The sequence below is a fragment of the Nocardioides soli genome (genome assembly GCF_014191495.1).
Lineage (GTDB): Bacteria > Actinomycetota > Actinomycetes > Propionibacteriales > Nocardioidaceae > Nocardioides > Nocardioides soli.
On sequence record NZ_JACHWR010000001.1, the window covers coordinates 1205145 to 1228414 of the forward strand.

Annotated in this window: 21 protein-coding genes; 8 read left to right on the top strand and 13 right to left on the bottom strand. The window is 72.3% G+C overall.

Annotated elements, in window-relative coordinates; all coding sequences use genetic code 11:
• Positions 1-100 precede the first annotated feature (100 nt).
• Together FHU40_RS06170 and nrdR are read right to left on the bottom strand one after the other, a co-directional pair.
• Positions 101-3037, bottom strand: coding sequence for a vitamin B12-dependent ribonucleotide reductase (locus FHU40_RS06170; protein WP_183591355.1), 2937 nt, complete (start codon positions 3035-3037; stop codon positions 101-103).
• A gap of 166 nt (positions 3038-3203) precedes the next feature.
• Positions 3204-3698: a transcriptional regulator NrdR gene (gene nrdR / locus FHU40_RS06175; protein WP_183591356.1), complete on the bottom strand. Its 495-nt coding sequence runs from the start codon at positions 3696-3698 to the stop codon at positions 3204-3206.
• A gap of 411 nt (positions 3699-4109) precedes the next feature.
• Between nrdR and FHU40_RS06180 the strand changes: the two genes are divergently transcribed.
• A complete protein-coding gene (locus FHU40_RS06180) occupies positions 4110-4466 on the top strand; it encodes a hypothetical protein (RefSeq protein WP_183591357.1) in 357 nt (118 codons plus the stop codon).
• 190 nt (positions 4467-4656) lie between these two features.
• On the opposite strand, the gene FHU40_RS06185 is transcribed toward FHU40_RS06180, so the two are convergent.
• Entirely contained in the window at positions 4657-5040 is a 384-nt protein-coding gene (locus FHU40_RS06185) for a LysM peptidoglycan-binding domain-containing protein (protein ID WP_183591358.1), read from the bottom strand.
• Between the two features lie 277 nt (positions 5041-5317).
• On the opposite strand from FHU40_RS06185, the gene lexA reads away from it, so the two are divergent.
• From lexA to FHU40_RS06200, 3 genes are all read left to right on the top strand, one after another.
• Positions 5318-6034 (top strand): transcriptional repressor LexA, encoded by a 717-nt coding sequence (gene lexA / locus FHU40_RS06190; RefSeq protein WP_183591359.1) that lies wholly within the window; start codon positions 5318-5320, stop codon positions 6032-6034.
• A gap of 105 nt (positions 6035-6139) precedes the next feature.
• On the top strand, positions 6140-7000 hold the full coding sequence (locus FHU40_RS06195) for a phosphatase PAP2 family protein (protein WP_183591360.1): 861 nt from the start codon (positions 6140-6142) through the stop codon (positions 6998-7000).
• 64 nt (positions 7001-7064) lie between these two features.
• On the top strand, positions 7065-8642 hold the full coding sequence (locus tag FHU40_RS06200; RefSeq protein WP_183591361.1) for an MXAN_6640 family putative metalloprotease: 1578 nt from the start codon (positions 7065-7067) through the stop codon (positions 8640-8642).
• Between the two features lie 24 nt (positions 8643-8666).
• On the opposite strand, the gene FHU40_RS06205 is transcribed toward FHU40_RS06200, so the two are convergent.
• Together FHU40_RS06205 and FHU40_RS06210 are read right to left on the bottom strand one after the other, a co-directional pair.
• Complete coding sequence (locus FHU40_RS06205; RefSeq protein WP_183591362.1) at positions 8667-10658, bottom strand: helicase C-terminal domain-containing protein; 1992 nt, start codon at positions 10656-10658, stop codon at positions 8667-8669.
• A gap of 59 nt (positions 10659-10717) precedes the next feature.
• On the bottom strand, positions 10718-11428 hold the full coding sequence (locus tag FHU40_RS06210) for a GDSL-type esterase/lipase family protein (protein ID WP_183591363.1): 711 nt from the start codon (positions 11426-11428) through the stop codon (positions 10718-10720).
• A gap of 89 nt (positions 11429-11517) precedes the next feature.
• On the opposite strand from FHU40_RS06210, the gene FHU40_RS06215 reads away from it, so the two are divergent.
• The gene (locus tag FHU40_RS06215; protein ID WP_183591364.1) at positions 11518-12402 is read left to right on the top strand and encodes an alpha/beta fold hydrolase; all 885 of its coding nucleotides are present in this window, start codon (positions 11518-11520) and stop codon (positions 12400-12402) included.
• 33 nt (positions 12403-12435) lie between these two features.
• Here FHU40_RS06215 and hflX read toward each other — a convergent pair whose 3' ends face one another.
• Positions 12436-13932, bottom strand: coding sequence for a GTPase HflX (gene hflX, locus FHU40_RS06220; protein ID WP_183591365.1), 1497 nt, complete (start codon positions 13930-13932; stop codon positions 12436-12438).
• Between the two features lie 56 nt (positions 13933-13988).
• Here hflX and FHU40_RS06225 point away from each other — a divergent pair, with 56 nt between their 5' ends.
• Together FHU40_RS06225 and FHU40_RS06230 are read left to right on the top strand one after the other, a co-directional pair.
• A complete protein-coding gene (locus FHU40_RS06225; protein WP_183591366.1) occupies positions 13989-15365 on the top strand; it encodes a Vgb family protein in 1377 nt (458 codons plus the stop codon).
• 14 nt (positions 15366-15379) lie between these two features.
• Positions 15380-15964, top strand: a complete 585-nt coding sequence (locus FHU40_RS06230; protein WP_343057747.1) for a nucleoside/nucleotide kinase family protein — start codon at positions 15380-15382, stop codon at positions 15962-15964.
• On the opposite strand, the gene FHU40_RS06235 is transcribed toward FHU40_RS06230, so the two are convergent.
• Entirely contained in the window at positions 15921-16757 is an 837-nt protein-coding gene (locus FHU40_RS06235) for an AraC family transcriptional regulator (protein WP_183591367.1), read from the bottom strand. The genes FHU40_RS06230 and FHU40_RS06235 overlap by 44 nt on opposite strands.
• 50 nt (positions 16758-16807) lie before the next feature.
• Between FHU40_RS06235 and FHU40_RS06240 the strand changes: the two genes are divergently transcribed.
• A complete protein-coding gene (locus FHU40_RS06240) occupies positions 16808-17332 on the top strand; it encodes a maleylpyruvate isomerase family mycothiol-dependent enzyme (protein ID WP_183591368.1) in 525 nt (174 codons plus the stop codon).
• A 119-nt stretch (positions 17333-17451) separates the two neighbouring features.
• Here the strand turns inward: FHU40_RS06240 and FHU40_RS06245 are convergent, their stop codons facing one another.
• From FHU40_RS06245 to FHU40_RS06270, 6 genes are all read right to left on the bottom strand, one after another.
• On the bottom strand, positions 17452-18228 hold the full coding sequence (locus FHU40_RS06245) for an SDR family NAD(P)-dependent oxidoreductase (protein WP_183591369.1): 777 nt from the start codon (positions 18226-18228) through the stop codon (positions 17452-17454).
• Between the two features lie 141 nt (positions 18229-18369).
• Complete coding sequence (gene dapF / locus FHU40_RS06250) at positions 18370-19188, bottom strand: diaminopimelate epimerase (protein ID WP_183591370.1); 819 nt, start codon at positions 19186-19188, stop codon at positions 18370-18372.
• Positions 19181-19840 carry an MSMEG_1061 family FMN-dependent PPOX-type flavoprotein gene (locus tag FHU40_RS06255; RefSeq protein WP_183591371.1) on the bottom strand — a complete coding sequence of 220 codons (660 nt, stop codon included), beginning with the start codon at positions 19838-19840 and terminating at the stop codon, positions 19181-19183. Before FHU40_RS06255 ends, dapF begins: the two co-directional genes overlap by 8 nt.
• Positions 19841-19875: 35 nt before the next feature.
• Entirely contained in the window at positions 19876-21750 is a 1875-nt protein-coding gene (ggt, locus tag FHU40_RS06260) for a gamma-glutamyltransferase (protein WP_183591372.1), read from the bottom strand.
• 41 nt (positions 21751-21791) lie between these two features.
• Positions 21792-22340 carry a dihydrofolate reductase family protein gene (locus FHU40_RS06265; protein ID WP_183591373.1) on the bottom strand — a complete coding sequence of 183 codons (549 nt, stop codon included), beginning with the start codon at positions 22338-22340 and terminating at the stop codon, positions 21792-21794.
• The gene (locus FHU40_RS06270; RefSeq protein WP_183591374.1) at positions 22337-23248 is read right to left on the bottom strand and encodes a helix-turn-helix domain-containing protein; all 912 of its coding nucleotides are present in this window, start codon (positions 23246-23248) and stop codon (positions 22337-22339) included. Before FHU40_RS06270 ends, FHU40_RS06265 begins: the two co-directional genes overlap by 4 nt.
• Between the last annotated feature and the right edge of the window lie 22 nt (positions 23249-23270).

The window sequence follows — 23270 nt, forward strand, 5'->3', positions numbered from 1 at the left end:
GCCACCGACGCCCCGGCTTTCAACGGCTCGGCCGGGACGTCATACGTTGCGAGGAACCGCTTCCACGCAGCGCATGACGTCCCGAGAAGCCGAGCGTCGCTCAGCTGCAGCCGCTCGTGCTGCCGCAGCCCTCGCAGACGTAGCAGGAGCCGGCGGGGCGCATCTTGGTGCCGCAGGTGAAGCAGAGCGGGCTGTCGACCGCGGTGCCGGTGATCTGCTCGAGCAGCTCGGCGCTGGTGTGGGCGGTGGACGGGGCGGGCTTGGCCGCCACCGACTCGGAGATTTCGAGGCTCGCTTCGCCTCGCACCTCAACCGCCGAGGAGTCCTCGGCCTCCGGGTCGTCGGCGCGGAGCTCGATGGCCGGAGCGACCAGCTCGGCCGCGGTGTTGCCGTGGTCCTCGAGCGGCTCGTAGGAGCCGGTCTCGAGGTAGCGCTGGCGCTCCTCGGCCGAGTAGATGCCCAGGCTCTGACGGGTCTCGAACGGCAGGTAGTCCAGCGCCAGCCGACGGAAGACGTAGTCCATCACCGACTGGGCCATCCGGATGTCGGCGTCGTCGGTGAGGCCGGCCGGCTCGAAGCGCTGGTTGGTGTACTTCGAGACGAAGGTCTCCAGCGGCACGCCGTACTGCAGGCCGATCGAGATCGCGATCGAGAACGCGTCCATGACGCCGGCCAGGGTCGAGCCCTGCTTGCCGAGCTTGAGGAAGATCTCGCCGAGCGAGCCGTCCTCGTGGGCACCCGAGGTCATGTAGCCCTCCGCGCCACCCACCGTGAAGGAGGTGGTGCGCGAGACCCGGGACTTCGGGAGCCGCTTGCGGACCGGGGCGTAGACGACCTTCTCGACGACCTTCGGCTCCACCTCGGACTCGACCTTGGCCGCGGCGTCGGCGGCGTCCTTCTTGGCCTTGCCTCCGCCGTCGGCGAGCGGCTGGCCCACCTTGCAGTTGTCGCGGTAGATCGCGGTGGCCTTGAGGCCCAGCTTCCACGACTGGAGGTAGACCTCCTCGATCTCCTCGACGGTCGCCGTCTCCGGCAGGTTGACCGTCTTCGAGATCGCGCCGGAGAGGAACGGCTGCGCCGCCGCCATCATCCGCACGTGGCCCATCGGCTTGAGCGCGCGGGCCCCCATGGCGGTGTCGAAGACCTCGTAGTGCTCGGTCCGCAGGCCCGGCGCGTCGATGACGTGGCCGTGCTCGGCGATGTAGGCGACGATCGCCTCGACCTGCTCGTCGACGTACCCGAGCTTCTTCAGCGCACGCGGGATGGTCTGGTTGACGATCTGCATCGAGCCGCCGCCGACGAGCTTCTTGAACTTCACCAGCGAGAAGTCGGGCTCGATGCCGGTGGTGTCGCAGTCCATCATGAAGCCGATGGTCCCGGTGGGCGCGAGCACCGAGGCCTGCGCGTTGCGGAAGCCGTTGGTCTCGCCGAGCGCGATCACGTCGGCCCACGCCTGGGTGGCGAGCTTGTGCACCTGGCTGTCCGCGATGTGCAGCGTGCGGACGGTGTCGTTGGCCGCCTGGTGCTTGCGCATCACCCGCTTGTGCGCCTCCGCGTTGCGGGCGTAGCCGACGTACGGACCGACGATGCCGGCCAGCTCCGCCGAGCGCTTGTACGACGCGCCGGTCATCAGCGAGGTGATCGTCGCCGCCATCGAGCGGCCACCCTCGGAGTCGTAGCCGAGGCCCATCGCCATCAGCAGCGCACCGAGGTTGGCGTAGCCGATGCCGAGCTGGCGGTAGTCGCGGGTCGTCTGGCCGATCGCCTCGGTCGGGAAGTCGGCGAAGCAGATCGAGATGTCCATCGCGGTGATGATCAGCTCGACTGCCTGCGCGAACAGCGCGGCGTCGAAGGTGTCGTCGTCCTTGAGGAACTTCAGCAGGTTCAGCGAGGCCAGGTTGCACGAGGAGTTGTCGAGCGACATGTACTCCGAGCACGGGTTGGACGCGGTGATCCGGCCGGTCTCGGGGTTGGTGTGCCAGTCGTTGATCGTGTCGTCGTACTGCAGGCCCGGGTCGGCGCACTCCCACGCCGCCTCGCTGATCTTGCGGAACAGATCGCGGGCGTCGACCCGCTCGATGACCTCGCCGGTCTTGCGGGCCCGGAGGCCGAAGTCGGTGCCGTCCTCGACCGCGCGCATGAACTCGTCGGAGACGCGGACGGAGTTGTTGGCGTTCTGGTACTGCACCGAGGTGATGTCGACGCCGCCGAGGTCCATGTCGAACCCGGCGTCGCGCAGCGCGCGGATCTTGTCCTCCTCGCGCGCCTTGGTCGCCACGAACTCCTCGATGTCGGGGTGGTCGACGTCGAGCACGACCATCTTCGCCGCACGGCGGGTGGCGCCGCCGGACTTGATGGTGCCGGCCGAGGCGTCGGCGCCGCGCATGAAGGAGACCGGGCCGCTCGCCGTGCCACCGGACGAGAGGAGCTCCTTGGAGGAGCGGATGCGGGAGAGGTTCAGGCCGGCGCCGGAGCCGCCCTTGAAGATGAAGCCCTCCTCCTTGTACCAGTTCAGGATCGAGTCCATCGAGTCGTCGACGGAGAGGATGAAGCAGGCCGAGACCTGCTGCGGCGACGGGGTGCCGACGTTGAACCAGACCGGGGAGTTGAACGAGAAGTACTGGTGCACGAGCAGCCAGGTGAGCTCGCGCTCGAAGACCTCGGCGTCGGCAGCGGTGGCGAAGTAGCCGTGGTCGACGCCGGCCTTGGCGTAGGTCTTCACCACGCGGTCGACGATGTGCTTGAGGCTCCACTCGCGGGCGTCGGTGCCGACCGCGCCGCGGAAGTACTTCGTGGTGACGATGGTCGAGGCGTTGACCGACCAGAAGTCGGGGAACTCGACGCCGCGCTGCTCGAAGACCGTCTCACCGGTCTTCCAGTTGGTCTGGACGACGTCGCGGCGCTCCCAGGTGATCTCGTCGTAGGGGTGCACGCCCTCGGTGCTGAAGACCCGCTGGATCTTCAGGCCCGCGCCCTTCCTGGCCTTGCCCTTGCCCGGCGCCTGTCCCTGGGCTCCGCCGCTCACCGTCTCGGTCATCCCTCTGCGTCCCGTCTCTCGAGGTTGATGTGCTGGTTCGATACTTGCTGGTGCCACCGACAGTGCGGCGGCTGCGTCTGTTGACGTCTGTTGAGGTCGCTCGACAAGCGAGGTGGTGGGCCCGGCGTACGCAGCTTCCCCACTACGCACGCCGGGCCGTCTGTGGTCAGCCCGTGGGGACGGGCTGAGGCGCGGGCTCCGCGAGCACGCGCTCGAGGCGCTCCGCGCGCAGGGCCGCGATCTCCTTCTCGAAGTCGTCGGCCGACTCGAAGGCGCGGTAGACGCTCGCGAAGCGCAGGTAGGCGACCTCGTCGAGCGCGCGCAGCGGCCCGAGGATGGCCATGCCGACCTCGTGGGCCTCGATCTCGGCGGCGCCGGAGAGCCGCAGCGCGTCCTCGACCACCTGACCGAGGCAGGCCAGCTGGTCCTCGGACACCGGGCGGCCCTTGCAGGCCTTGCGCACGCCGGCGACCGCCTTCTCGCGGTTGAACGGCTCGCTGGCCCCCGAGCGCTTGAGCACGGTCAGCTGCATCAGCTCGACGGTCGTGAACCGGCGCTCACAGGCCGAGCAGGCCCGCCGGCGGCGGATCGAGCCGCCGTCGTCGGCGACCCGGGAGTCGAGGACCCGGGTGTCGGTGTTGCGGCAGTACGGACAGTGCATCGGGCCCCTCCTCCCTTCGGTCTCGCCCAGCCTCCGCACGCTGCCGCCCCCTCCGCGCGGTGTCCCGGCGGGGTGGGTGTGGCTGTGGAGAGCTGGGGCTTTCCCTGTGTACAACAAGCAGTTCGCTGTGAGTCATCCACCGTCCCCTGTGGAACTAGATGTGGATAACTACATCGTTGTAAGTACTAGATGTAGTGGTAACCGTACGCCCCGGCGAAGGGCGATGCAAGGGCAGGTCGAGGTGGTTCTGACCGGTCCGTCCCGCCACCCGCAAAGCCGCAGGTCAGGGCCGCAGCGGCCGGGCGACACGGGCTCCGGAACCGGCGCGTCGCCCCCCGATGGGGGCCGGCGACCGGGCGGATGCCCGGGAAGCCTCCCCCGACCGCTGGGTCGATCGGCCACAATGGCCGGGTGCGGGGTGCGACGGGTGGGAAGCGAGCCGGGTCGCGCCGTGGACCCCGGCGCAGGCGGACCTTCCAGCCGGCCCTGCTGCTGCTTGCGCTCGGCATCACGGCCTGCGTCGTGGCCTGGGGGTACCTCGTGTACGCCGCGATCGACTTCGGCGCCACCGCCCGGGGTGGCGACGACCGGGCCTGGTGGTTCCTGGCCGTCGCCTCGGTCGGCGCCGTCGCCTGCCTGTTCTTCGGGATGATGCTGCTCGCCCGACTGACCCGGCGGCTCGGGATCACCGAGCCACCCGCGCCCCGCGGCACGGCGGACGCCGAGGAGGCGCCGCGACCGATCGGCGGGCGACGGGCCGCGCGCTAGTGACGGGGCACGCTAGGACGGGGCACGCTGGCCGGGTCCGGCAGCTCCGCCACCGGGCCCGAAATACCTCGAGGGGCGGAGCCGAACGGCCCCGCCCCTCGTCTTCCCCGGTCTCGCCGGCCGGGGTCGAGGCGGCCGGCGAAGTCTTGGGTGGCCCCGGTGGCGAACGTCAGCGCACCGGGGACGGATGTCAGCCGACCGGGACCAGCAGCCGCTGACCGGCGACGAGCATCCCGGAGTCGAGCGCGTTGAGCTTCTCGATCCGGTCGATCATCGAGCGGACGTCACCGTCACCGGCGGCCACGGATGCGATCTCCCAGAGGGTGTCGCCCGGGCCGACCTGCACGACCGCGGTGGGCTCCGGCGCGCCGGAGTCGCGGGTGGCGACCGACCCGCCCGCGACGACCACCCCGAGGGCGAGCACGGCGAACAGCGCGAGCACCACGACCACCACCCGGCCGCGCCGGGTCAGCCGGACCCCGCCGTCCGTGTGGCCGGAGCGACCGCGGAGCGCCCGCTCCACGGTGGGGTCGAACGTCCGGTCGAACGTCTGGTCGATCGTCATGGTGCTCATCTGGTGACCTCCTGGGGAAGTGGCCCCGCTCCGGGGCCGTCGGTCCGTGTTCGTCGAGAGCAGTTCTAGTGGCGGCCACCGACAGTCCCGGAGGAGCCGATCCGGACACCCACTCGATCAGCCGTTCGATCGAACACGTGTACGACGTTAGATCATCTGTTCGAACGACACAAGGGCCCAGGCGAACATTTGTTCGACGCTCGTACGGGGTGGCGGACTCGACACGCCGTTCGAACAACTGTTTGAAGACGGCGGCCGAACGGGCTAACGTCGACCCATGGCCAAGAAGATGACGGTGCGAGAGCTGCCCGACGGCCCCGCGGACGCGACCGGGCTCACCCCGCGACAGCAGCGCGTGCTCGCGACGATCAAGGACTCGATCGAGAAGCGGGGCTACCCGCCCAGCATGCGCGAGATCGGCGAGGCGGTCGGGCTGACCAGCTCCTCCAGCGTGGCCCACCAGCTGAAGACGCTCGAGGAGAAGGGCTTCCTCAAGCGCGACCCCAACCGGCCCCGCGCCCTAGAGGTCTTCCTGCCCGAGGTGATGGCGGCCCGCCGCTCCCTCGGCGCCGCCGAGGAGTCGTCCTACGACGAGACCGGCCTCGGCGACAGCGTGCCCGCCGCGTCCTACGTGCCGCTGGTCGGTCGGATCGCCGCCGGCGGACCGATCCTGGCCGAGGAGCGCTACGAGGAGGTCTTCCCGCTGCCCAAGCAGCTGGTCGGCGACGGCGAGCTCTTCCTGCTCGAGGTCTCCGGCGACTCGATGGTCGAGGCCGCCATCTGCCACGGCGACTACGTCGTCATCCGCAAGGAGCAGACGGCCGAGAACGGCGAGATCGTGGCCGCGCTCATCGACGGGGAGGCCACGGTCAAGACGCTGCAGCGCAAGGACGGAAAGGTGTGGCTGCTGCCGCACAATCCCAACTACGATCCCATCGACGGCACGAACGCCACCATCCTCGGCAAGGTGACCGCCGTGCTGCGACGGGTCTGATCGACGCGATGTACTCCCCCTCGGGGAATTGCCCGACCAGACCTCGGGGTTGACTCGGGGAGGATCCCCGATGGCACGGGAGGGCTGATGGACGACGGTGGTGCTGTGACGACAGCACCTGTGATCGCGCCCAGGCGGCCCCTCCCCCGCTGGGCCCGAGGCCTGCTCGAGCTGCTGTTGATCCTCGGGCTCTGGGTGCTCTACAGCCTGGCCCGACTGCTCGCCGACACGTCCATGCAGCCGGCGCTCGACCGGGCCAACGACCTGCTGCACATCGAGAAGCTGATCGGCATCCACTGGGAGACGCCGCTCAACCAGCTCTTCACCGACCACCGGGTGCTCGGCCTGGCCGGCAGCTACTGGTACGCCACACTCCACTACGTCGTGACCGCCGCGGTCCTGGTCTGGCTCTGGCGCCTCGGCGCCGACCGCTACGGCCCGGCCCGCCGCGCCCTGGTCATCGCCACCCTGCTCGGCCTGCTCGCCTACCTGTTCATGCCGACCGCCCCGCCCCGCTTCATCAGCGGGTACGTCGACGTGCTCAGCCTGCACGCGGCCGACGGCTGGTGGGGCGCCGACGCCTCCGCGCCCCGCGGGGTCGGCGGGCTGACCAACGAGCTGGCGGCGTTCCCCTCCCTGCATGCGGGGTGGTCGCTCTGGGTGGCGCTCGCCCTGCAGGTGTACGCGACCCGCAAGTGGGTCCGCGTGCTCGGCTGGATCTACGCGATCGGCACCGCGGTCGTCATCGTCGGCACCGGCAACCACTGGGTGATCGACGCGATGGTGGGCTGGCTGGTCGTCCTGGTCGGCTGGGTGGCCGCGCAGGCGATCGGGAAGGTCCCGCTGCGCTGGCCCCGGCGCCGGCGGGCCGCGGTCGCCCCCGACCGTCCACCCTCCGAGCCGGATCCGCTCGATCGACTGGCGGACGAGCGGCCGTCGTGCGAGGACACCTCGGTCCTGGACTGACGCCGCCCACCTCGTCCGGGGTGGCGGTTGGGCGATTCTTGGTGCCGTCGGGGACAGTAGGGCAATGCGCTCCCCCCTCGGACGACGTCTGCTGCCCGCGACCGTCCTGCTGACGCTCGCGCTCGAGGCCCTCGTCGTCGGGAGCCTCGCCGCACCGGCCGGGGCAGAGCCCGAGAGCCCCGCGTCCACCTCGACCTCCGACTCCCCCGACGCCGCCGCGGCGGCGCTGGAGGAGGTGCAGGAGCTGCTCGCGCCCCAGGCGACGCCCGCCCCGGCACAGCGGCAGGCGACCGGCGACGACACCGAGGAGCAGACCGGACGCGACCTGACCCTGGCGCTGCGCGAGCTGCGGCTGCGCATGGACGACCTGTCGGCGGCCGACCGCGCCGCGGCCCGCCGGGTGACGAAGCGTCCCAGCGCCGACGTCTACCGCGACTTCGGGTCCGCGCGGGTGCACTGGCGCTCCACCGACACCGCGATCACGCCGCGCTGGATCAAGAAGGTCGGCTCGGTCGTCGACCGGGTGCTGTCGACGTACGCCAATGCGGGCTACCGCACCCCGAAGTCCGACGGGGCCCGCGGTGGCGGCGACGGCCTGCTCGACATCTACCTGGTGGACTTCGCGGCCGAGCAGCAGTACGGGCTGTACGGGTACTGCGACACCGACGTCGCCCCACCGGCGGAGGGCCCCTACGACACCTGGGCCTACTGCGCGCTCGACCACACCTTCCAGGGATTCCCGCGCAAGCCGATCCAGAGCCTGAAGGTGACCGCGGCGCACGAGCTCTTCCACGCCGTGCAGTTCGCCTACGACTACAACGAGGACGCCTGGTTCATGGAGGCGACCGCCGTGTGGGCGGAGGACGAGGTCTACGACCGGATCAACGACAACCTCCAGTACCTGCCGATGAGCCCGATGCGCCAGCCGCGCCAGTCGCTCGACCAGTTCGGGGACTCGCTGCGCCACTACGGCGCGTGGATCTTCTTCCGCTACCTCAGCGAGCGGTTCCCCCGGTCGCAGGGCCGGATGCCCGTCATCGTCCGCAAGATCTGGGAGCGCGCCGACGGCTCCCGCAACGGGCCCGACGACTACTCGATCCAGGCGGTCAGCAAGGAGCTCGCGAGCCGCGGCACCGACCTGCGCCGGGTCTACGCCCAGTTCGCCGACGCGAACCGCCGTCCCCGGCGCACCTACGAGGAGGGCCGCAGCTACCGGGCCGCGCCCACCCGGGCGCACACGTTCACCCCCGCCAGCCACGACACCGGCTGGCAGCAGGTCCGCGTCAACCACCTCGCCAGCACCACGCTGAGCGTGCGCCCCGGGCCCGAGCTGAAGCAGCGGCGACTCCGGGTCGCCGTCGACCTGCCCGCCAAGCGACGCGGGTCGGCCGCCGTCCTCACCTGGTACGACGAGCAGGGCCGGGCGCACCGGACGATGGTGCGCCTCTCCCGGAAGGGCGTCGGCACGGCCGAGGTGCGCTTCGGGAGCGGCCGGGTGCGCCGGGTCGACCTGACGCTCGCCAATGCCAGCATCCGCTCGCGGTGCTGGCAGGGTCAGGTCGACGGCGTGGAGTACTCCTGCCGCGGCCTCCCGCGCGACGACCACTCCCGGATGCGCTACCGGATCCGCGCCGTCCGCTGAGGCGCGGCCCGACCCGCGGGCGGCCTACGCCTGCGCCAGCCGGCGCAGCGCCTGCCGCACCAGCGCGGGATCGGTGGTGGTCCACATCGGCGGCAAGCTGGCCTTGAGGAACCCGCCGTACCGCGCGGTCGCCAGCCGCGGGTCGAGCACCGCGACCACGCCGCGGTCGGTGTGGGTGCGCACCAGGCGGCCGGCGCCCTGGGCGAGGAGCAGCGCGGCGTGGGTCGCCGCGACCTGCATGAAGCCGTTGCCGCCGGCCTGGTCGGCGGCCTTCTGCCGGGCGCTGAGCAGCGGATCGTCGGGGCGCGGGAACGGGATCCGGTCGATGAGCACCAGCTGGCAGGTGTCGCCGGGGACGTCGAGGCCCTGCCACAGGCTGAGCGTGCCGAAGAGACAGGTGTGCGGGTCGCCCACGAACTGCGCCGCGAGCTCGGGCAGCTGCGCCTCGCCCTGGGCCAGCGTGGTGAGGTGGGGCAGCCGCTCGCGCACCACCTCGGCGGCGGCCTCGGCCGCGCGACGGCTCGAGAACAGGCCCAGCGTGCGGCCCTCGGCCGCGTCGACCAGCTCGACGATCTCATCGAGCGTCGCCGCGCCCATGCCGTCGCGGCCCGGGGGCGGCAGGTGCCGCGCGACGTACAGGATCGCCTGCTTGCCGTAGTCGAAGGGGCTGCCGACGTCGAGTCCGCGCCACGGCATCGCGTCGCCGGTCGTCGCCGGCGCCGGCTCGCCCTCGGCGACCCGCTCGCTCGGTTTGAGCCCGACGCTGGTCGCGACCGAGGAGAAGTCGCCGCCGAGCATCAGCGTGGCGGAGGTGAAGACGACGGTCTTGTCCGCCAGCAGCTTGTCGCGCATCGGACCCCAGACCTGGAGCGGCGCGACGCACAGCCTCGGTGGCATCCGCTCGGTGCCCTCGGTCAGCCAGAGCACGTCGGAGTCGAGGTCGGCGGCCATCCGCTCGGCGGTGGCAAACACCTCCTGCACGGCGCCCTTCGCCTGCTGGCGACCGGCGTCGCCGCCGTCCTCCTCCTTGTCGTTGCCCTTGGGGTACGCCGAGGCGCAGGCCCGCGCCGCGTCGCGGACCAGCACGAGCGCGTCGGCGAGGTCCTGGGGGATCGCGTCGAACCGGCCGGGTCGGGCCTCGGTCATCGCGGTCCGGAGCGCGTCGGCCGCGTCGGCCAGGTCATCGGCCTCGGAGCCGTCGACGTGCCTCTGGCTGCGACGGGCCGCCCGCTCGACCTCCGCCGCCCAGAGCTCGTCGGTGGCCGCCTGGGTCACGCGCGTGGTGAGCTCGTGGGCCTCGTCGATCACGACCACGTCGTACTCGGGGATCATCGGCACGCCCTCGATCGCGTCGATCGCGAGCAGGGAGTGGTTGGTGACGATGAGGTGGGAGCGCTGCGCCTTCTCCTTGGCGCGCTCGGCGAAGCACTCGAGCCCGAACGGGCACTTGGCGGCGCCCAGGCACTCGCGGTGGTTGACGCTGACCTGGCGCCACTCGCGGTCGGTGTGCCGCGGGGCGCCGTCGCGCTCGCCGGTGCCGCCCTGCTCGACCTGCGCCTCGGCCCAGGTGCGCAGCTCGAGGACCTTCTTGCCGAGGGAGCCCTCGGGCAGCTCGACGTCGAGGGCGCCCTGATCGTCGGGCACCCCCTCGCGGATGCGGTGCAGGCAGGCGTAGTTGGAGCGACCCTTGAGCACGGCGTACGACGTGTCGACGCCGCTGCCCTGCACCGCCTCGACCAGCCGCGGCAGGTCGCGCTCGACCAGCTGGTGCTGGAGTGCGAGGGTCGCGGTCGCCACCACCACCCGGTCGCGGTGGAGCAGGCTCGGCACCAGGTAGGCCAGGGACTTGCCGGTGCCGGTGCCGGCCTGGACGAGCAGGTGCTGCTCACTCTCCATGGCCTCCGTCACGGCCTCGGCCATCCGCACCTGGCCCGTGCGCTCCTGCCCGCCGAGCGCCGTCACCGCGGTGTGCAGCAGCTCCGTCACGGCGGGGGTCACGGTGGGAGCGTCGGGCACCCGAGAACCCTAGCCCCGGCCACCCCCGGCGGCGCGGGCCGTCCCCAGGCCCGGGCCGGTCAGACCAGGCCGAGCGCCGCGAGCCGGTCGGCGACGTAGTCGCCGAAGGCGTCGTGGCCGTCCTGGGTGAGATGCAGCCGGTCGGGCAGGTAGGTCAGCTCGAGTCCCACGGTCGGCAGGTACGGCACGTCGTACCGACCGGCCAGCCGGCCGAGCAGCGCGTCGACGCGCGGGACGGCACGGGCGCGGGAGGGCGCGGCGGCGGGGCCGACCACGACCACGTCGTACCCGCGCAGCTGCCGCATCAGCTGCCGGAAGCCGGAGCGCACGGCGGCGTCGGGCTGGTCGTAGTCGTTGAGGCCGCCCTCGACCACCACGAGGTCGGCGCCCCCGCGCAGTGCGGCGGGCGCGCGGTCGGCGAAGGACACCGCGCCGCAGGAGCTGGCGCGGGCACCGAACCCGGAACCGGAGAAGCCGGCGACGTGCACGGCCCCCGGCAACCGCGAGGGCCACGACCGGGCGGACTCGTCGAGGCCGAGGCCCACCGACCAGGAGTCGCCGACGACCACGACCCGGGGTCCGCTGCCGGTGACGACCGCGGCGCGGGCCCGCGAGTCGGCGGCGAACCGGTCACAGCGGGACGGGTCGCTGCCGATCGCGCGCACGCCGACGAGCACGGTCAGCGCGGCCGTGAGCACGACGGCCAGCACCGCGCCGACCAGCACCGGCCGACGTACCCACACGTCCACGCTCTCCCCCCGAGGCCTCACCACACCAGCGTCAGCGACCAGACGGCGCGGATGTTCCGGAATGACGCAGAAACCGCGTCAGTGCTACCGAATCGTGATCTTCTGGGCCCGTGGCAGACGTCGTCGAGATCCCCGGGCCCGAGGGCCGCCGCATCGAGGTGCTCGACGGTGGCGACCCGGACGGCTTCCCGTTGCTGTTCCACAACGGCTCGCCGTCCGCCGTGGCCCTCAGCCCGGCGCTCGAGCGGCAGTTCGCGTCCGCGGGCCTGCGGCACGTGACGTTCTCACGGCCCGGCTACGGCACCTCGACGCCGCGGCCCGCTCCCGGCCGGTACGTCGACGACGTGGTCGAGTCCGTCGCCGTGCTCGACCACCTGGGGATCGGCGAGTTCCTCACGCTCGGCTGGTCGGGCGGGGGTCCGCGGGCCCTGGCCTGCGCGGCGCTGCTCCCCGAGCGGTGCCGGGCGGCCGCCTCGCTCGCCGGGGTCGCGCCGTACCACGCCGACGGGCTGGACTGGTTCGCCGGGATGGCGGAGGAGAATCACGAGGAGTACGCCGCCGCCGAGGCCGGCCCCGAGACCTACGAGCGCTTCGTGGTCGAGAACATGATGCCGATGCTCCGTGCCTCGCCCGACCAGATCGCCGAGGCGCTGGGCGGGCTGGTGACCCCGGTCGACAAGGCGATCGTGACCGCCGACTTCGCCGACTGGATGAGCAGGTGCTTCAACCACGCCGCGGCCCAGGGCGCCGTCGGCATCCGCGACGACGGCATCGCGGCGGTCACGCCGTGGGGCTTCGACCTGGCCGACATCCGGGTGCCGGTCGCGATCTGGCAGGGCCGGCAGGATGCGATGGTGCCCTTCGCGCACGGCGTGTGGCTGGCCGCGCACGTCCCCGGCGCCGAGGCGCACCTCGACGACGACGAGGGGCACCTGTCCCCCGTGAACCGGCTCGAGGACGTGCTGGCCGACCTCAGGCGGCTGGGCGGGGTGTAGCGGGCGCCCCTCCCCGGGACCGCCCGACCCGGCTCAGACGGCGTACGCCGCGAGCTCGCCCGCCAGGTCGGGGTTGGCGCGGCCGACGACGATCGTGCCGTCGCCGGTGTGCTCGAGCGACTCGATCTCGCCGTGCTGGTGGAGCCGGTTGATCAGGTCGCCGCGCTCGTACGGCAGCAGCGCCTTGAACTCCACGCCCGGCCGCGGCAGCTCGCCCTCGATCACCCGCAACGCCTCGGCGACGCCCTCGCCGGTGCGGGCGGAGACGACGACGGAGTGCGGCTCGCGCTGGCGCAGCCGCGCGATCACCATCGGGTCGGCCAGGTCGGCCTTGTTGATCACGACCAGCTCCGGGACGTCGAGCGCACCGATCTCGGCGAACACCTCGCGCACCGCGGTCAGCTGGCCCTCCGGGTCGGGATGCGAGCCGTCGACGACGTGCAGGATCAGGTCGGCGTCCGCGACCTCCTCCAGCGTCGAGCGGAAGGCCTCCACCAGCTGGTGCGGCAGGTGCCGGACGAAGCCGACGGTGTCGCTCATCGTGTAGACCCGGCCGTCGGAGGTCGTCGTACGACGCGTCGTGGGGTCGAGCGTCGCGAACAGCGCGTCCTCGACGAGCACGCCGGCGTCGGTGAGCCGGTTGAGCAGCGAGGACTTGCCGGCGTTGGTGTAGCCCGCGATCGAGACGCTGGGGATGTGGTGGCGACGGCGCTCCTGGCGCTTGGTGTCGCGGGTCCCCTTCATCTCCTTCAGCTCGCGGCGCAGCTTCGCGATCTTGGTGTTGATGCGGCGCCGGTCGGTCTCGATCTTGGTCTCACCGGGACCACGACCGCCGATGCCGGCGCCGCCGGCGACCCGGCCGCCGACCTGACGGGAGAGGTTGCCGCCCCAGCCGCGCAGCCGCTGCTTCATGTAGTTGAGCTGGGCCAGCTCGACCTGTGCCTGGCCCTCCTTGGACTTCGCGTGCTGGGCGAAGATGTCGAGGATCAGCGCGGTGCGGTCGACGACCTTGACCTTGAGCCGGTCCTCGAGGTTGCGCAGCTGGCTGGGCGCGAGCTCGCCGTCGCAGATCACCGTGTCGGCGCCGGTCGCGCGCACGATCTCGGCGAGGCCCTCGACCTTGCCGCGGCCGATGTACGTCGCGGGGTCGGGCGACTGGCGGCGCTGGTAGATCGCCTCCAGCACCTCCGAGCCGGCGGTCTCGGCGAGCAGGGCGAGCTCGGCCATGGAGTTCTCGGCGTCCTCGACCGACCCTTCGGTCCACACCCCGACGAGCACCACTCGCTCGAGGCGGAGCTGGCGGTACTCGACCTCGGTGATGTCCTCGAGCTCGGTGCGCAGGCTGGCGACCCGGCGGAGCTGGTGGCGCTCGGCCAGGTCCAGCTCACCGGTGGTGAGGTCCTCGGGGTCGGGCTCATCGACGTAGCCGGATTCGAACTCCGAGTCGGGGTCGTCGGACTCCCACTCGTCGGTGGCCGCTAGCTCGTCGTCGAGATCGAACTCGGCGTTGATGTCATGTGCGTTCGTCATACGCCACCCAGCGTACGTTCATCGCCCACCCGCGGCGAGCCGATTAGGCTCCGGCCATGCGTCTCGGACTCGTCAGTCGCCTCTCGTCGCTCGCCCTGGTCGCCGCCGCGCTGGCGCTCGTGCCCGGTCTGGGCTCCCCGGCCGCGGCCGGCACCACGGTCTTCCCGGTGCCCACCAGCAGTGCCGGGCTCGGCCGGATCGTCACCGCTCCCGACGGGAACATGTGGTTCGTCGAGGCGGACGCCAACAAGGTCGGCAGGATCACCCCGAGCGGACAGATCACCGAGTACCCCTTCCCGGCCGAGTTCCCCGGCACCACGACGCTCAAGGACCTCGATGTCGCGCCCGACGGCACGATCTGGGTCGTCTACGAGTCCGGGGAGCGAGCCCGCCACATGAACCCCGACGGGTCGACGATCACCGATGGGGTGATCGGCAGCTACCCGTACGGCGAGCAGGTGCGGGTCGGCCCCGACGGCACCGCCTGGGTCACCATGTCGTTCGACGAGGACTACGTCATCCGCATCGTCGGCTCGACCATCTACGAGCACCCGAACGCCCCGGAGTGCGAGGACTCGCTCGGCGAGGCGGCCGACGGCTCGATGTGGTGCCGCCAGGGCGCGGGTCTGATCCACCTCAACGCCGACGCGTCCGGGGGCGTGACCTACCCCGCTGGCAGATTCGCCGCCTATCCCTACGCGATCGCCGCCGGGCCGGTCGGCTCGATCTGGTTCGGCCGCTACTCCAGCGGCACGATGTTCACCTCGCCCAGCGACGGCGAGGTCGGCTACCTCGACGCCGGCACCGCGCAGATCACGGCGTTCGACACCGGCTCCCGGACCGCGCCGGCCGACCTGGTGCAGGGCCCCGACGGCTCCATGTGGTTCACCAGCATCGGCGCCGCCGCGGGCATCGGCCACGTCTCCCCGCAGGGCACGGGCGCCCTCACCGCGATCGGCGGCTACGAGCCGGAGTCCCTGACGTTCGCCCCCGACGGCTCGATCTTCGCGACCGACCCGACCAACAACGTGATCATCCGGGTGACCACCGACGGGCTCCAGCAGACGAACGTCGACCCCGGCGACGGTTCGGTGTTCACACAGGGTCCCACGACACCGGCGCTCGGCACCGTCAAGGCGCCGAAGAAGCCGGTCCGGATCAAGCGCAACCGGGTGCCGGTCACGATCGCCTGCCCGGCCGACGCCAGCGGCTGCCGGGGCAAGGCCACGCTCCGGTCGGCCAAGAAGCCGCACAAGATCCTCGCGCGCGCCGCGACGTACCAGGTCAAGCCCGGCAAGAAGAAGACCGTCAGGCTCAAGCTGACCAAGGCGGGCCGGAAGGCGGTGCGCACGAAGAAGGTCACCAGGCTGCGCGTCGAGCTGTCCGCGAAGGGCGCCCAGCCGGTGCGGAAGATCGTGAGGGTACGACGCTGACCGCGCCGCCCCAGGTGCCGCCGGGCATCCGCCTGCTCGGCATCACGGGCGCACCGGGCGTCGGCAAGTCCACGTTCGCCGCGGCGCTGGGGCTGCCCGTGGTGCCGATGGACGGTTACCACTACGCCGACGTCGAGCTCGACCGCCGTGGCCTGCGCGACCGCAAGGGCGCACCGGAGACGTTCGACGCGCCCGGGTACGCCGCGCTGCTGCGGCGGATCCGGGCCGGCGAGGCCGATGTGGTCGCCCCGATGTTCGAGCGCGGCCTCGAGCAGCCGCTGGCCGGCGCGATCCCGGCGCCGGCGACGGGCACCGTCGTCACCGAGGGCAACTACCTGCTGCTCGACGAGCCGCGCTGGCGCGCGGTGCGGGCCGAGATCGACGTGGTGTGGCACCTGACGCTCGACGACGACGTACGTCGGGAGCGGCTGGTCGCCCGGCACGTGGCGTTCGGCAAGTCGCCCGCCGAGGCGGCGGCGTGGGTGGCGCGGGTCGACGAGGCGAACGCGGCCCGGATCGAGGCGGCCCGGGGGCGCGCCGACCTGGTGGTCGACCTCAGCGACTGGGACGGGGCTCGGCGGCGAACTCCCCCGGCGTGAGGCCGGTGACCGCGCGGAAGTCGCGGCCGAAGTGCGCCTGGTCGGCGTACCCGAGGTCGGCGGCGACCCGGGCGAGGTCGGGGCGCGCCACCTCGCGCAGCCGCTCGGCGGCCTCGTGCAGGCGGCGGCGCTGGATCAGCCACTTCGGGGCCAGCCCGATGCGCCGGGCCGTGAGTCGCTGCAGGGTGCGCTCGGTGATCGCGAACTTCTCGCACACCTGGCCGACCCGCTGCACCTGCGGATCGCCCTCGACGTACTCCACGATCAGGTTGACCAGCAGGCCCTCCTCGTCCACCGGGAGCAGCGCGGCGAGGGCCGCCTCGACCACGGCGACCGCCGCCTGCTGCCGGTCGGGGTCGTCCGGGTGATCGCCCACCGCCTGCCGGATGCGATCGGTGAGCGCCGCCCCGTCGAGGCCGTACGCGTCACCGAGCGGGACGGCGGTGTCGGTGAGCCGGTCGACCGGGCCGCCGGCGAGGGCGAGACCGGCCGCGGGCTGGAGCATCGTGCCGAGCGCCCAGCCGGCGCCGGTGAGCTCCTGGGTCGAGAGGCCGCTGCTCGGGCCGACCAGCAGCGCGTACTCGTGCGACACCACGATCAGGCAGACGGGGTACTGCAGCACCCGCTGCACCGACACGTGGCCGTCGGGCAGCGACCAGACCGGCATCCAGTAGCGGCGTACGAGATCGGCGAGCCCGGGGCCGGGCGCGAACCGGTGGATGGGCGGCGTGTAGCCGCTCGCGTCGAGCAGGTGCGCGCGCTCGGTCGGATCGATGCGGCGATGCCCCGTCATGTGTCGGATTCTTTCAAGAGCCGCCGACATCGGTGGCCCACGCTGGGGACATGAACCTCTACCTCGATGCCGCCGACCGTTTCAGTGCCACCGTCTCCGAGACCGACGACTGGTCCGCCACCAGCCCCTGCGACGGCTGGTCCGCCGCGGACGTCGTCGACCACGTGGTCGACACCCAGCGCCAGTTCCTCGAGGGCCACGACGCCGAGCTCGGCGCCCGCCCCGATGGCGACCCGGCGCAGGTGTGGACGCAGCACCTCGCCGTCGTACGCCCGCTCGCCGCCGACGAGGGCTTCCGCGCCCGCGAGTACGACGGCTTCTTCGGGCGCACCACGATCGGTGCCACCCTCGACCACTTCTACGGCTTCGACCTCGTCGTGCACGGCTGGGACCTCGGCTCGGCCTCGGGCCGACCCACGACCTTCACGCAGGCCGACATGGACGCGATGGACGCGGCGTTCGTGGGCTTCGGCGACCACGCCTACGACGAGGGCGTCTTCAAGCGGCCGGTCGACACCCCGGAGGGCGCCGACCGGCAGACGCTGCTGCTGGCCCGGATGGGACGGCGGGCCTGAGCCAACGTCACGGTGGTTGAGGTGCGAGGCGCGCGCTTCGCCCGCTCCTCGGCACCGTCACGGTGGTTGAGGTGCGAGGCGCGCCAGCGCCGAGCCTCGAAACCACCGGGTGAAGACGACTACTTGGGGGGCATCCGGATGCCGCCGTCGACGCGGACGACCTCGCCGTTCATGTAGCTGTTGGTGATGCACTCGACGACCATGCTGGCCAGCTCGTCGGGGACGCCGAGCCGCTTCGGGAACAGCACGCTCTCGCCGAGCTTGGCCTTGAACGCCTCGGCCTGCTCGCCCTCGCCGTAGATCGGGGTGTCGATCAGGCCGGGGGCGATGGTGTTGAGGCGGATGCCGGCGGCGGAGAGGTCGCGGGCGACCGGGAGCGTCATGCCGACGACGCCGCCCTTGGAGGCGGAGTACGACGCCTGGCCGATCTGACCGTCGAACGCGGCGACGGACGCGAGGTTGACGATCGCGCCGCGGCAGCCGTCGGCGTCGGGCTCGTTGCGGCTCATCGCGGTCGCGGCGAGGCGGGTCATGTCGAAGGTGCCGATCAGGTTGATCGCGATCACCTTGCGGAACGCGTCGAGGTCGTGCGCGGAGTCGAACTCGCCGTCGCGGCCGATGGTGCGCTGCGCCCAGCCGATGCCGGCGGAGTTCACGCAGGCGCGCAGCGGGGCGATCGCCGCGGCAGCCTCGACCGCGGCCCTGATCTGGTCGGTGTTCGTCACGTCGACCTGGGCGAACACGCCGCCGATCTCCTGGGCGAGCGCCTCGCCCTTGTCGGCCTGCAGGTCGGCGACCACGACGACCGCGCCCTTGGCGGCGAGCCGGCGCGCGGCCGCGGCACCGATGCCCGACGCGGCGCCCGTGACGATGGCACTTGCTCCGTTGATGTCCATGGTCCGGAGCATAACCATGCTCACAGTGAGACTGTCACGGTGCCGCGGGTTTCGGCTGTCAGCAGCCAGAACCCGCAGGACACCCCGGTCGACCACGGCGTGTCCTGCGGGTTTCGGCTGTCAGCAGCCGAAACCCCGCGCTCAGAGACCCGTGGTGCCCCGGGCCACGATCACGGCGGGGCCGGTGAGCAGCACCCGGTCGTCGGTGGTCCAGGTGACGGTGAGGGTGCCGCCGGGGACATCGACGCGGTAGGCGACGTCCGCGTCGGTCGGACGGGCACCGTCGGCCACGGCGGCGGCCACCATCACCGCGCAGGCGCCGGTGCCGCAGGAGCGGGTCTCCCCCGAGCCGCGCTCGTGCACCCGCATCGCGACGTGCCGGTCCCCGCGGCGTACGACGAACTCCACGTTCACGCCGTGCGGGTACGTCGTCTCGTCGTGGTCGGGCGCGTCGAGCAGGGTGCCGGCGTCGTCCAGCGACTCGACGAAGGCCACCGCGTGCGGGTTGCCCATGTCGACGTGGCGCGCCACCCAGGCGTGGCCGGGCACCGCGACCTTCGACTCGCCGAGCACCCGTGGAGCCCCCATGTCGGCGGTGATCAGGTCGCCGTCGACGGTCAGCACTTTGACGCCGTCGCGGGTGCCCACCGGGATCGGCGCCGAGGGGTCGGCGAGACCCTCGTCGACCAGGTAGCGGGCGAAGACCCGGATGCCGTTGCCGCACATCTCCGAGACCGAGCCGTCGGAGTTGCGGTAGTCCATGAACCAGCCGCCGTCACGGCGGACCACCCGCAGCACCCCGTCGCCGCCGATGCCGGCCCGGCGGTCGCACAGCGCGCGCACCCGCTCCGCCATCCGCTGGGGCGACAGCTCGCCGTGCACGGAGCCGTCGGGGTCGGGCAGCAGCACGAAGTCGTTCTCCGTGCCGTGGCCCTTGAGGAAGGGATAGCGCTCAGGCATACATCCCCCGCGAGTAGTTGTCGGGCTCGTAGTACTCGTCGAGCTGCTGCAGCGTCATGCCGGTCGGCTCGGAGTCGTGCGCGATCACGGCACGGCGCGGCACGATCCCGGTCGGGTCCCAGGTCTCGGGCCGCCACAGCGCCGAGCGCAGGAACGCCTTCGCGCAGTGGAAGAAGACCTCCTCGATGTGCACGACCACGGCGAGCACCGGACGGTGCCCCTTGACGACCATCTCGTCGAAGAACGGCGCGTCGCTGACCAGCCGGGCCCGGCCGTTGACGCGCAGCGTGTCGCCGCGGCCGGGGATCAGGAAGTTCAGCCCGACCTGCGGGTTCTCGAGGATGTTCCGGTAGCCGTCGGCCCGCCGGTTGCCGGGCCGCTCCGCCACCGCGATCGTCCTGTCGTCGATGACGTGGACCAGCTGCCCCGCCGGGTCGCCCTTCGGCGACGCGTCGCACGCGCCGGATGCGGACGCCGTCGCGAGCACGCAGAACGGCGTCGCCGCGAGCCAGGCCCGGTCCACGTCGAGCAGCGCCGGGCGGACCTTGTCGCGGACCCGGGGGATCGGCTCGCCGAGCAGGTCCACGAGGTCTTCGACCGTGGTGATCTCGGTCCAGTCGGTCTCCGGGGCGGCGGTCTGGGTCGTCGGCACGCGACCACGGTACGCCGCGCGTCGGACCGACCGGCTCAGTGCATCCGCTTGCGGACGACCGCTGCCGACCCGCCGCCGCGCCGGGTGGGCTCGGCGGCCGCGGTGAGCAGACCGTCGGGGCCGATCTCGATCCCGGTCGCGGCGCCGATCTCATGGGTCCCGGTGAAGATGTCCTCGTAGGTCTCGACGTCGTGGCCGAGAGCCGTGAGACCGGCGGCGTACTGCTGCACGAACGCCGGCTCCGCCAGGTCGGTGGGCGTGTTGCGCTGTGTGGCCCGCGGGGCGGCGATGGCGGCCGGCAGCGTCATGCCGAGGTCGAGCCGGTTGAGCAGGATCTGCAGCACCGTGGTGATGATCGTCGAGCCGCCCGGCGAGCCGACCGCGAGCATGGGCTGGCCGTCCTTCAGCACGATGGTCGGCGCCATCGACGACCGCGGCCGCTTCCGCGGCTCGATCCGGTTCGGGTCGGCCGGGTCGTACTCGGCCGAGAAGTCGGTGAGCTCGTTGTTGAGCAGGAAACCGCGCCGGGGCACCACGATGCCGGAGCCGCCGGTCTGCTCGATGGTCAGCGTGTACTCGACCACGTTGCCCCACCGGTCGACCACGGTGAGGTTCGTGGTCTCGGTGTTCTCGGTGTCCGGGGGCGAGGTTGCGGTCCCGGTCGGCCCCGCGCAGCGGCCGTCGTACGTCGTGACGTCGCCGGCGTCGACGGGCCTGGCCAGCGTCGCAGCGGGATCGACCAGGCACGCGCGCTCCGCGGCGAAGGTGTCGGAGAGCAGGTCGGCGAGGGGCACGTCGACCTGGGCGGGGTCGCCGACGTACGCACCGCGGTCGGCGAACGCCAGGGCGCTCGCCTCGAGGTAGAGGTGTAGCGCCTGGACCCGCGGCAGGGCCGAGAGGTCGTAGCGCTCGAGGATGTTGAGCGCCTCGCCGACCGTCGAGCCGCCAGACGACGAGGGCGCCATGCCGTAGACGTCGAGGCCGCGGTAGCCGACGCGGGTCGGCCGGCGGTCGACCATGCGGTAGCGCTCGAGGTCGCGGGTCCGCAGGTGACCCGGGGGCACCGGCAGCTTCGGGTTCGCCACCGTCGGCGGCGTGCGCACCGCCTGCACGATCTCGGGCGCGAGCTCGCCGCGGTAGAAGGCCCGCGGTCCGCGCTCGGCGATCAGCTGGTAGGTGTCGGCCAGGTCGGGGTTGCGGAACCTGCTGCCCACCCGCGGAGCGTGGCCGCCGCGCAGATAGAGCCGCTTGGTCGACACGAAGGCGCCGAAGCGCTGGCGGTTCTGCAGCACCTGGCTGCGGAAGGTCCGGTCGACCACGAAGCCCGCACGGGCCAGGCGGGTGGCCGGCCGCAGCGACGACGCCAGCGATCGGGTGCCCCACCGCCGCAGCGCCCGCTGCCAGGTCGCGAGGGTCCCCGGGACGCCGACCGAGACACCGCTGGTGACCAGTTCGGGCGAGAAGTTCCACGGCTTGTCGGTCTTCGGGTCGATGAAGGCGTCGTGCGGCATCGCCGACGGCGCGGTCTCGCGACCGTCGACGGTGCGCACCTTGCCGGTCTTCGCCGCATAGTGCACGAAGTAGCCACCGCCGCCGATGCCGGCGCTGAAGGGCTCGGTCACCCCGAGGGCGGCGGCGGTCGCGACCGCCGCGTCGGTGGCGTTGCCGCCGCGGCGCAGCACCCGGAGGCCGACCCGGGTCGCGTCGGGGTCGACCGAGGCGACGGCACCGCCGGTGCCGACGGCGGTCGCCCGTTTCGGCGGAGTCGGCGCCTGCGCGCCGGACTGTCCGGACTGCCCGGACGAGACGGGGCCGGACGAGGCCGGTGCGGAACCGGCCGGTGCCGGTCCGACGGCGACGGTCAGCGCCGCGGTGAGCGACAGGGCGGCGAGTGCGGCGACGGAGCGCATGCGGGGACCTCCCGAGAGTGGCTGCCCCTCCCCGTGCCCATTCAGGCCGGTGGCAAACGCGGCCCGACCACCCGGTAGCGGGCGCACAGGAACGCCCGGTTGCGGTCGTGCTCGATCAGCTCGAGGTCGAAGCGACGCGGGAAGAGCGGCCGCCCCGCGCCGAGCGTGACCGGCGCGATCGAGACCACCACCTCGTCGAGCAGCCCCGCCTCCGCGAACTGCGCCGCCAGGTCGCCGCCGCCGACCATCCAGATGTCCCGGCCGCCGGCGGCCGCCGCCATCGCGGCGTGTACCTCGGCGACCGGCGCGGACGTCAGCGTGATGTTGTCGGCCACCCGGCGCAGGTCACGGTGGGTGAACACCCACGACGGCTGCTCGTAGAACCACTTCTCGCCCTGGTCGACGTGGTGCGCCAGGACCCACTCGTACGTCGTGGCGCCCATCGCGATCGCGCCGACGTCGGTCATGAAGGCCTGGTAGTTGAACGGCCCGTCGTCGTCGATGGGCTGGCTGAGCAGCCAGTCGAGCGAGTCGTGCTCGTCGGCGAGGAAGCCGTCGAGGGTGGTCGCGGTGTAGAACGTGGTCTTCATGCGTCGGGGTCCGATCGTCGTCGTAGCCAGTTGATGGGGTCGCCCTCGTCGGTCTCGACGCCGTGGTCGCGCAGCATGGCGCGGACGCCGAGCCGGCGGTGCGCGGAGTAGGTGAGCACGTGGGCGACGATGCTGCCGAGCACGAAGCTCTCGGGCGGGTCGCAGAGCGCGTCGACGATCCGGTCGTCCCAGGCCCGGCACCGCTCGATGTCGCGGAGCATGTCGAGCCAGCGCGCCGCGACGTCGTCGTGGCGACGCAGCAGGGCCACGACATCGTCGGGCCGGTCGTCCGGGAAGTCCTCGCCCAGGATCGCCGCGAGCCACACCTCCTTCGTGTGCACCTGACTGGTCAGCACCGCGGCGACCGACGCCTCCTCGCCCTCCCAGCTGTGCACGCGACTGCCCGGCTGCAGTTCGGCGCGGTACGCCGCGTCGTCGAGCTGCTTGGCCAGCACGATCAGCTCGCGGGTGTCGTCGAGGTCGTGGTGGACCAGCAGGTCGAGCGGCTGGGTCATGGTGTGCTCCCCGGTGTGCACCCACAGCGAGGTGGGCGGATGGAAGTGGATGCCGTTCGGCGCCGGCAGCCAGTGGTGTCCGTCGACCCGCTCGCTCGGCGGGTTTCCGTAGGCCCGCACGTACGCCCGGGCGAAGCCCTCGACGGACTCGTAACCGGCCGCGAACGCCGTGTCGGTCACGGTCGCACCACGCCGCAGCTGCCAGGCCGCCCGCTCGAGCATCACCCGGCGGCGCATCGCCACCGGTGGCTCACCGGCGCCCGCGGACAGCTGGCGGGCGAAGTGGTAGGGCGACGAGAACGCCCCGCTCGCCATCTCCCCCAGGCTGCGGTGCTCCTCGTCGAGCACCGCGTCGAGGAGCTCGCGAAGGCGGTCGCGCCCGGTCTCGGTCATGGGTCCAGTCTGGCCGCGATCG